2 protein-coding genes are annotated in these 1,797 nt (G+C 52.5%); both read right to left on the reverse strand.

The genetic code is table 11. From position 1 onward, the window contains the following. On the reverse strand, positions 1-1,013 hold a 1,013-nt coding region (locus tag FYJ53_RS21020), incomplete at its 3' end, for an NAD-dependent epimerase/dehydratase family protein (protein WP_148430756.1). A 4-nt stretch (positions 1,014-1,017) separates the two neighbouring features. Beyond that, positions 1,018-1,797: polysaccharide biosynthesis protein (locus FYJ53_RS21025; RefSeq protein WP_148430754.1), on the reverse strand; the 780-nt coding region annotated here is incomplete at its 5' end.

The following is a 1,797-nucleotide window of genomic DNA, read 5'->3' on the forward strand; positions in this document are numbered from 1 at the left end:
ACCAGAAACTTTTCGTTTTTGGTGTGGTGCCAATGCTGGCCTTTGGTGATGCCGGGCTTTGAGATGTTGATGGATACCTGGCCCCGGTCGGGGGTTCTTATGAACTCGGTGAAGGAGCCGCGGCTGTCCACGTTCATTTTTAAGGGATAGCTGAACTGGTCTTCTGGCAGGTAGCTCAGATAGGTGGCGTAGAGTTTCTTGGTGAAGGCATCGGACATGTCGGGCACCTGAAGCTTTTCGCGGTCTTCTCTGAAGGATTGAATCAACTCGGCGACGTCTCCCAGCTTGACTTTGTAGGATACGGGCACGGTGCAGAACTGCTTTCCGGCCGCGACGCGTTCTCTGTTGATTTTCACAACGTTGATGACATCGTCTTTGAAGGCTTTGACTTGTTCTTTTTCTTCCCGGTGTTCTCTGCCGCACAGGGCGCCGATCAGCTCTTCGACGACATCGTCGATGTAGACGAGATGCAACATTACCTCGGGATCGTTGACCTGGATAGGCAGTCCATTTGCAATGTGGTGGCAGAAGGTGGCCACAGCGCTGTTGTAGTTGGGCCGGCACCATTTGCCGAACACGTTGGGAAACCGGTAGACGAGGACTTTGACGTTGTTTTCGCGGCCGTAGTCAAAGAGCCGGTCTTCTCCGGCTTTTTTGCTCGTGCCGTAGGGGTTGTCCAGGGCGGCCTGAATGGAGGAGGCGAGCATGACGGGGGCTTTGTTGTTGGCCTTTTTTAATAAATCTAATAATGTGCTGGTAAAGCCGAAGTTGCCGGCTTTGTATTCTGCCGGGTCTTTGGGTCGGTTGACGCCGGCCAGATGGAACACGAAGTCGCATTCCTGGGTATAGGTCTCTAAAAGACTGGGATCGGTGTCCACATCAAAGGGCAGGATTTCCAGGGTGTCAGGATCGATGCCGGGATATCGGTTTGTTTTCTTTTCTTTGATATTGTTAAGCTCGGCGATGAGGTTTTTTCCAATGAATCCTCTGGCGCCGGTGATGAGTATTTTCATGTTTTTACCTCGCTTCCCATTCGGCGAGTTCATTGCGGATGTATTCTAAACTCAAAAGCTTTTCTTTGACCTGCCTGACATTTAAGAGCTCGGTGTTGTCGGAGTTGAACTCGGTGAGCTCGGTGCGTTTCTGGTCGCCTTCTTTGAAATATTTATCGTAGTTTAAATCCCGTTTGTCGGCGGGCACTCTGAAGAAGTCGCCCATGTCGATGGCGTGGGCGCACTCTTCGTTGGTCAGAAGGGTCTCGTACATTTTTTCACCGTGGCGGATACCGATAATCTTGATTTCGTTGTCGGCGTGAAAGAGTTCTCTGACGGCCTGTGCCAGCACTTCGATGGTGCAGGCCGGGGCTTTCTGGACCATGATGTCGCCATTCTCGGCGTGCTCGAAGGCGAAGAGGACGAGCTCCACGGCTTCTTCCAGGCTCATGATGAAACGGGTCATTTTGGGTTCGGTGATGGTCAGGGCCTGGCCGTTTTTGATCTGTTCGATGAACAGAGGAATCACGGATCCCCGGGAGCACATGACGTTCCCGTAGCGGGTGCCGCAGATCAGGGTCTTCTCCGGGTCAACGGTTCGGCTTTTTGCCACAAAGACTTTTTCCATCATGGCCTTGGAGGTGCCCATGGCGTTGATGGGATAGGCGGCTTTATCGGTGGACAGACAGATGACTTTTTTGACGCCTTCTTCGATGGCAGCGGTCAGCACGTTGTCAGTGCCGATAACGTTGGTCTTGACGGCCTCAATAGGAAAAAACTCGCAGGAGGGCACCTGTTTTAAGGC

The organism is Eubacterium sp. BL-380-WT-2B (genome assembly GCF_009696115.1).
Taxonomy (GTDB): domain Bacteria; phylum Bacillota; class Clostridia; order Eubacteriales; family Eubacteriaceae; genus Eubacterium; species Eubacterium callanderi.